General features: G+C 37.8%; 5 protein-coding genes. 3 read left to right on the forward strand and 2 right to left on the reverse strand.

The features are described 5' to 3' along the window. Positions 1–2: 2 nt before the first annotated feature. On the forward strand, positions 3–806 hold the full coding sequence (locus tag HZR84_09195; GenBank protein QNL22103.1) for an ion transporter: 804 nt from the start codon (positions 3–5) through the stop codon (positions 804–806). Here the strand turns inward: HZR84_09195 and HZR84_09200 are convergent. Continuing rightward, complete coding sequence (locus tag HZR84_09200) at positions 803–4,156, reverse strand: lamin tail domain-containing protein (protein QNL22104.1); 3,354 nt, start codon at positions 4,154–4,156, stop codon at positions 803–805. The genes HZR84_09195 and HZR84_09200 overlap by 4 nt on opposite strands. Before the next feature lie 49 nt (positions 4,157–4,205). Between HZR84_09200 and HZR84_09205 the strand changes: the two genes are divergently transcribed. Both HZR84_09205 and HZR84_09210 read left to right on the forward strand, forming a co-directional pair. Further along, on the forward strand, positions 4,206–5,207 hold the full coding sequence (locus tag HZR84_09205) for an aspartate-semialdehyde dehydrogenase (GenBank protein QNL22105.1): 1,002 nt from the start codon (positions 4,206–4,208) through the stop codon (positions 5,205–5,207). Continuing rightward, a complete protein-coding gene (locus HZR84_09210; protein QNL22106.1) occupies positions 5,197–6,378 on the forward strand; it encodes an RsmD family RNA methyltransferase in 1,182 nt (393 codons plus the stop codon). The genes HZR84_09205 and HZR84_09210 overlap by 11 nt, the downstream gene beginning before the upstream one ends. On the opposite strand, the gene HZR84_09215 is transcribed toward HZR84_09210, so the two are convergent. After that, the gene (locus tag HZR84_09215) at positions 6,375–8,594 is read right to left on the reverse strand and encodes a tail fiber domain-containing protein (protein QNL22107.1); all 2,220 of its coding nucleotides are present in this window, start codon (positions 8,592–8,594) and stop codon (positions 6,375–6,377) included. The two genes, HZR84_09210 and HZR84_09215, sit on opposite strands and share 4 nt — an antisense overlap. Positions 8,595–8,614: the final 20 nt, after the last annotated feature.

The following is an 8,614-nucleotide window of genomic DNA, read 5'->3' on the forward strand; positions in this document are numbered from 1 at the left end:
CCTTGAACTGGAGAGAAAAACTATACATTATAATTTTTGAAGCTGACACACCGGCAGGGAAGGCCTTTGATGTGGCTTTGCTTTTTGCAATTGGTACTAGTGTATTACTTGTTATGCTGGAAAGTGTAAGTGAATTTGAGAGCGAATACAGACCTTATCTCAAAGCAGCAGAATGGATGTTCACCGTTTTATTTACAATCGAGTATATTTTGCGAATTATCAGTGCGCACAAACCGCTTAAATACATGGGCAGTTTTTTTGGCGTCATCGATTTAATTGCTGTGATCCCCACCTATCTGGCATTTTTTATTGCCGGAACACACTATTTCGTAGTGATCAGAACCTTGCGTTTATTGCGTGTATTTAGAATATTAAAGCTGGCAAAATATGTGGGCGCTTCAAGAATTATATCAGAAGCACTGGTCAATAGCAAGGCTAAAATTTCGGTGTTTCTATTTGCAGTTTTAAATTCCGTGATCATTTTAGGTACCCTGATGTATTTGATTGAAGGCTCTGAAAGTGGATTCACAAGTATTCCGAGGAGTATTTATTGGGCGGTCGTTACTCTAACCACTGTGGGTTATGGTGATATCGCACCTTCAACTGTCATTGGTCAATTTTTAGCTTCAATTATCATGATCCTCGGTTATGCCATCATTGCTGTCCCAACAGGAATTGTAACATCAGAATTGACCAGATCGAGAAATTTCACCAATGTCTGCGACAACTGTGGTACAAAAAATGATGCGAATAACAATTATTGCAGCAATTGCGGCAATAAACTTGAAAACATTAACAAGTCTTAAATCTGACCCCCCAGGCTGAATACTTTTTTAATTTTATTCCTGTTTCCTTCCAAATCAAAAAGATCAAAGAGTATTATGTAATTGCCAATTTTTGATTTTTCTCCATAATCATTGATCCCATCCCAAATGAAATCATTGCTATAGGCAAGCGTCGAATTATTGGCGAGATTTTTTACGAGATTTCCTTTGGTATCATAGATATTGATATTGACAATGGCATCGGAAATATCTGTATTAAAGCGAATGTGAAGAAGGTCCTTATAACCATCCCCATCGGGAGAAAATAAAAGAGGTTCGATGTGGACAAAATCATCTGTAACTAATCTTTCAATTGACTTGGAATTTAAGAGACCAGGACTTCCAAAACCAAAGGACTCACTTGCACTGGCCCAATTATCGGTCTGTAAGCCTGAAATTTCAGAGGATACTCTTTCCAGGGATACGCCCTTTACATCATCTATTAATTCAAAATGAAATTCTTCAGCGTACAAAACTGAATCAATTTGCACATGATTTGAATCTATGATGGAAATTTGACCTGATTCATTTGTTAAAGTTGGAAATGAGGACAACTCCAAATAAGCCGAGCCTCGTTTTGGAAAATGTTGAATAATAGAAATCGAATCTTCACAAAGCGTAAGAAACTCAAAGGCATTTATTACATAATTTTCTTCACTTATAATGTTTTGGGATTTTAACTGTCCATCAAAATTGTAATAAGTCAAAATAGTATTCTCAAGATTTATATTTTTTGAGCTGCGATTATAGATTTCAATGTATTCCGATACGTCCTGAGGCGGATTGAATAAAATTTCATTGATGATAAGATCATTTTTTTCCGGACTTTCGGGAAGGATAAAGGTCTTTTCCAAATCGCTAAAGTTGTGGACACAGTCGGCTATTTGAGCAAGCGAAAGAGTATAGACAGTATTGTTTTTTAATGTTTTGTCGAGCGTCAAAATCAGTTTTTTTGAAATTCTCTCATCGCTATTCATGGCTTTAACTTCATTATCGGGGTCTATATTAATATTTCCTAAATGTAGATATGAGAAATCGAGCCATTCATTAAAATGTATGTCTAATTCAGTATTTGAAATTATTTCGATATTATTTATTTGAGCCGGCAGAAGATCCGGTTTATCATATTGGATAGAATTTATCCGGCCCGGTGTACCTCCATCGGGATCGATTGAGGCATCCCAATTCGATTCTTCAGCACAGGGATTGTTTGTATCCATCATTTCCAGGCTCCAGCCTCCTTCTCTTTTATCTGTATCGCGAATCCAGTCTGCAGAATAATGAACTTTATGAATAGTGATGGACCCCAGCTTCAGGTAAATTTTATCTTCATTATTTTTTAAGGAAGTCCAGGGGCTCAACTTGACCGCTTTTGCAATTTCACTCATTTCTTCAAACTTGGATGAAGGGCAAAGAATTAGGTATTCCCCGGGGTAAATTGAAATCGCCGGTAAGGTTGCGCTATCTTCCTCTGAAATGATGAATAGTGAATTGAAACTGATAATATTATCCGACGTATTAAATAATTCTATGTACTCTGTAGATGGAAGAGAATTCTGTGGTTCCGGATCAATCATTATTTCACTAATTACGAGATCGAATAAAGCCGGACTTTTACCAATTCCAAATGAGGCATTGAGGTTCAAGGAAAGGTTTCCTTCACAATCAAATACCGAGTCGATGCGCATTTGATTGATAATGCCTGAATCCAATGGATTTAGAAGTGATAGTTCAATGAAATTTTCCAATATTAAAAATGAATTTATTTGATTAATTGGCTCCAATCGAATGAAATTGAGAGGATTTTGTTCTGATTTTAGTATTTCATCAAATTGAAGACGCAGATAGGTCGAATTGAAAACCTCAATCAATTCCAGCTTTGGCCCGCTAAGATCGGGTGTGGGATTATAGACTGAATTCAATTCACCCGGTGTACCTCCGGCACTGTTTAGCGAATAAGCCCAATTCTGATTATCAGTACATTTCTTAAAGGGATTAATCCTTTCAAATGACCAGCCCCCTTCGTCCTTGGCACTGCCATCAGACCAGCCTGCATCATAAGCAATTTGGTCTAGGATAATATTCTCCGGGCTTAATAGAGTTAATACATCGCCGCTGTTGTTCAAGCTGGGCCAGGTATCCAACCCATATACATTTCCATACCATTGGAATAGAGCCGTATCTTCAATGGAGCATAATATTAACTGTTCTCCACTGTCCAATAAAACTTCTGAAAAGGTAATCTCAGTAGTAGCATCGCTGTATTTAATCCCTTTAAGATTTACTGTACCCGATGAAATATTCAGTAATTCCACATATTCCACATCGGGCATTCCTACCACCGGGATTGGATCATACATTAGTTCATTGAAAAGCAATTTGGAAATTTCAGGAAGGGGGTAAAATGAAAAAGTGCAGGAATCGTATTGAATCCATTGGTTTTGCCGGTCAGAAATATTTGAAAGGCTTAAAGTATAATTTCCGGCATTCAACCTTTTATCAGTATACAAAATGATTCTGTTTGGAAATGAATCTTGAAAATAATTAGCTGATAGTATTGAAATTCCATTCGAAATGAAATAATTCGCAGGATTTGCCCCTGAGAAGGTATCGATAGGATTACTAAAAATTACTTCAATTGTTGAATCGTTTAAAGCAGAACATTCTATCAATTCAAATGGACCATCCCTGATTTCAATATTATCAAAATAGAACTTATCACTTCGCGTGGAACTGTGTTTGCAATAAAAGCCTAAATTGTTTTTGATGGCTATGCTATTATCATGAGTCTGCCCTTGAAATACATAATTATTTTGCAAAGAAGTATCAGCGAAAAGCGTCCATTCTCCCGGGAATGACTTAATTACTTTGATTTGTATTGCATTGCTGTCGCGACCGAAAAAGCCGGGCAAACCGTCAATTATTTTCGTATGAATTGCATCCTGTTGAAGATAAAGGTCTATGCCATCATCGGAACCGCTTTCGCCTCCCAATTTAATATAATAACCATGGAGATTGTTTTTGAGATCAGTTTGATTCGCACTTAAATAAAACCTTGCATAATTACTCGATGAAGTGGCAAAATCAAGTTTGGCTTCAAATTCCCAGATTGAATTCGGGCTCATTTCAAAATTTGAACTGAGATAGATTTCTGTACTAATTCCCGGTCCAAGACTTTGTAATTCATTGCTGTCGTTTACCTGAAAAAAAACTGAATCTCCAACCCAAACAGGATTATGCGTAAAATCGCCATCATCGAAATTTTCAATGAATTGAGACAGGGCTGATTGAACCATAAAACACAGTAAAACAAAAATTACCAGGGCCTTCACATAACTAAAGTATTTTAGAATTCTTTCCTTTGCTTTAAAATTGAGTGAAATGAGATTGGCATTGATTGGAGCAACCGGTTTGGTGGGTGAAGAAATGCTCCGCGTACTGGAACAAAGAAATTTTCCTATAGATATGATTATTCCCGTGGGCTCGGAAAGGTCCCAGGGAAAAAGAATTATTTATGCCGGAAAAGAGGTTGAGGTACTCGGCATTTCAAAAGCGCTGTATTTAAAGCCACAAATTGCTTTATTTTCTGCAGGATCTGAGCCATCTAAGGAATGGGCACCAAAATTTGCCGCAGAAGGATGTTTTGTCATCGATAATTCATCGGCCTGGCGATACGATGAGGATAAGCCCTTGATTGTTCCTGAGGTGAATGGAAATGTATTAAAGGAATCCGATAAGATTATTGCCAATCCTAATTGCTCAACCATTCAGCTGGTCATGGTTTTAAAATCATTGGATGTTGCATTTTCTCTTGAAAGAGTCATTGTTTCTACCTATCAGTCGGTAACAGGAACAGGAAAAGCAGCCGTGGATCAATTGAATGCTGAGAGACAGGGAAATTTTGAACACAAAACCTATCCTTATCAAATCGATTTGAATATTATTCCACAGATCGATGAATTTCTGGACAATGGCTATAGCAAGGAAGAAATGAAAGTTGTATGGGAGAGTCGAAAGATATTGGGCCGTCCAAAACTCAATGTGACTTGCACTGCCGTTCGTATTCCGGTAATGGGAGGCCATAGCGAATCCGTAAATATTGAATTTAAAAATGCCTTTGAAATGGATAAAATTAAATCAATTATTGAATCCGTTCCGGGAGTCCTAGTAATAGATGATCCAAAAAATAGCCGTTACCCTATGCCTCTTTATGCTCAGGGAAAAGATGAGGTATATGTTGGCCGGATTCGCAAGGATGAGAGCAAGGACAAATGTCTGAATTTGTGGATTGTATCCGATAATTTACGTAAAGGAGCCGCGACCAATGCCGTACAAATTGCTGAGATGCTAATTAAGAATAATTGGATAAAAAATGCTTCCTGAAGCAGCCTTTGATCAGGAAATAAACTCTTTTATTAAAAAATACCACGAAGCGGACTTAAGCCAAATATTATTAAAACGTCCAGGTAAAAAAGAATGGGATTGGATTTGGATCGGCCAACAGATTGAAGGTTATCAGAAAGCAAAGAAAAAAATACCTTCCATTGCTGCAAATTCGCAAATAATTTATCCAAAAAGAGTATCCATTCAACAATGCAGTTCCGATCTCACCGCAAACTTTAAAGCCACCATACTAAAAGGGAAAAAATGCCTCGATTTAAGCGGCGGATTTGGAATTGATACCATACATCTCTCCCACAAATTTGATAGTTGTATTTATATCGAACAGGACGAACAATTATGTGAAATCATGACACATAATGCAAAGGTTCTGGGGTTGGAAAAGAAGATTGAGATTAGAAATACTAAAGCAGAAACGTTTTTAAAAGAAACGGAAGAGCAATTTGATTTGATCTATATCGATCCAGCCAGGAGGGACACACAGGGTAAAAAAGTTTATCGGTTTTCTGATTGCAGTCCGGATGTAATTATGCACTTGGACTTGTTGAGACGTAAATCAAAAAAAGTACTAGTAAAAGCAGCCCCAATGCTCGACATCAGTCAAGGCGTCAGAGAATTGCAATACGTTCAGGAAGTTTTTGTTTTGGCCAATTCCAGGGAATGCAAGGAATTGCTTTTTTTGTTGGGTACCGAACAAAATAATAATCCCAGTATTACAGCCATACAACTGGATACTGAAAAAAGCTTTTCATTTTTTGCCGATGAAGAAATTCTAATGGACGCAAAATTATCAATTAATGGCAGCTATTTGTACAATCCGGGTCCTTCCATTTCAAAATCAGGCGGTTATAAATCTTTGGCGAAATCATTCGATTTAAGCATTGCCAATCCCAATACCCATTTATTTTTTTCAAATGAAATTAGAAAGGATTTTCCGGGTAGGGTCTATAAAATCAATATGATGATTAAGTATGGAGAGCGCTATAAATTCGGAAATAAAAAGAGTACCGTATTTTTAAAAAATGTCAATCTGGAGAAAAAGGATATTTTGAGAAAATACAATTTAAAAGAAGGGGATGAGCAATTTATTTTTGCTTTTACTGCCTCAAATGGGAAAATCTTATTGGCCCATTGTGATAAAATAGGCCTTTAATTTTTTTCCTTCAGGATTCGAATTTCTTCCTGCAATGCTTCTATCTGTTTTTGCTGTTCCTGAATGGCTTTGATGGCAATTATTGAAAAATCAGAGTAAGACAAGCCCTTCGTACCATTTTCGGCTTCTTTTACCAATTCGGGGAATATTTGTTCTACTTCCTGCGCAATAAAACCAATGGTCTTTTTATCCTCATTATTCATGTGATTATAATGGTATGCCACAGGTTTTAATTGAGTGACTCCCTGTAATACAGTCCCAATCGGTGAAATGTTTTTCTTTAATGATCGATCAGAAGGTTGAACATAATTTCCTGAGCCTCCTTCTACATAAGCCACACGAACGCCATCGTCTTCAAAACTGTAATGAATTCCCGAGTGAAAAGTACGCCAATAAGTAGCTCCAAAATAATACCTGATCGCTGATGAACCTCCAATGGCAGCATCGTTTTGAATGAATTGCAATTGGCTGTTTGGTGTTGTTGTGTTTATCCCGACATTTCCCCCCATAAAATAAGCAGAATAAGTTCTGCCGGCCAGGGCAACATATGTGGTTGGAGTTGTTTTAATAGCACCATTTGAAGCAATTACGCCCCAGCCTGCTACGCCATTATCTGTTTGATGGCCCCAAAGTCCAAAATTGTTAAAACCGGTAGGGTTGTTATCGTAGCCGGCAGCAAATGCCTCTGCATAAGTAAAAGCCCCTGCATCATCCCCGGTATTATTGCTATTGCCATAAAAGGCATTACTTTGAGCGGAGGCCCTGTTGTAAACCACAATATTACCATTATTTGTACCCGAGGATATTGTCGAGAAGATTTTCAAAGGACGGTCAGGAGCAGTAGTACCGATTCCAACATTACCACTAAAGTAATTTTGATCCTCTCCTGAAATATATACTCCATATTTGTTTCCACTCCCTGACATATTGCCAAAGAATGCATATTTATCATTTAGTTGCGTTCCGGAAACATTGGATCGCACACCATAATTGGTTCCGAGGTTGCCCTGCGTATAGGCATCAAAACCAATATTTGTGATAGAATTATTCGATGCCAAACCAACCACGCCTCTGTTAAAGGATGAAGTAGCCGAACCATCAGCAGCTGCAAAAATTCCATTTTGTTGACCTGGCCCAGTCCCTGAAACCCTTGCTTCCAAAGCTACTTTTTGAACATTTGCATTTTCTGAAATTGAAACTCTCAGTCCCTTAGTTCCACCAATAGAGGCGGTAGGTCCTGACACTTCATTGGTAATAATTGCAGCTGTTGAACTTGATAGAGCTTCAGCAACATGCAATTTGATATTGGGACTTATTACACCAACTCCAACATTTCCGGAAAAATAATTTCTATTTTCTCCGCTTGTAAATACACCATAAGTACTGGAAGAGGTTCCGCTGCTGTTTACGTATACACCGTAGGAAGTTCCACCGATGGAATTATTTTGCATGTTGTATTGAGCACCAAAAAAGGGACCTGTGCTTGTAGCTGTTGTTAAAACATCGGCATAGAGCGCCCATCTTGTTCCCGTTCCCGGATTGTCGATATATGCTTTAAATCCCATGGCCTGATTGCCCACACCTGTGGGTATTATGTAGCTATCTACACCGGTTATTCTTGCTCCTGTAGCGGCATTGCTCAAGATGTTAAAAAGACCGGTTTTATCATTGGTTCCGGCACTCATATTGTTTAGTATTCCATACTGAGAAGCAATACCGCTATAGTTATTGTCGAGTTGTAAAACGGTATTATTTAAAGCATCACCTGCAGGGGTCAGGAATTGAACTTTTGCATTGGCAGGAGCCGAAGAGCCCACGCCCAATTTTCCATTGGAAGTAATTCTCATTCTTTCAATATTATTGGTGCGGAATACAAAATCCTGTAGATCTGTTGTGCCTATAAAATTAATCGCAGAATTGGTGCCTGCATTTCCATTCAATGTCCAACCGGGGGAAACACCATTCCAGGATAGCCCATTCCAGTAAAAAATTTGATTTTGCAGGGTATCGTAAACAAACATACCATAATCTGATGCTGCAGGTAAAAATGTCAATACATTGACTTTTGGTAGCAATAAACCAAGACTTAGATTCCCATTATTAAGGTCCAAAATGGCATTGGGATTAGGCGATGTAGTTCCAATACCCACATTATTTTGGGCACTTGCAAAAGAAATACTAAGTGCTAAGAGTGAAATGTATAATAATGTCTTCAAATCAACTATTAATATGCTTT

Source organism: Hyphobacterium sp. CCMP332 (assembly GCA_014323545.1).
In the GTDB taxonomy this organism is placed as follows: Bacteria; Bacteroidota; Bacteroidia; order Cytophagales; family CCMP332; genus CCMP332.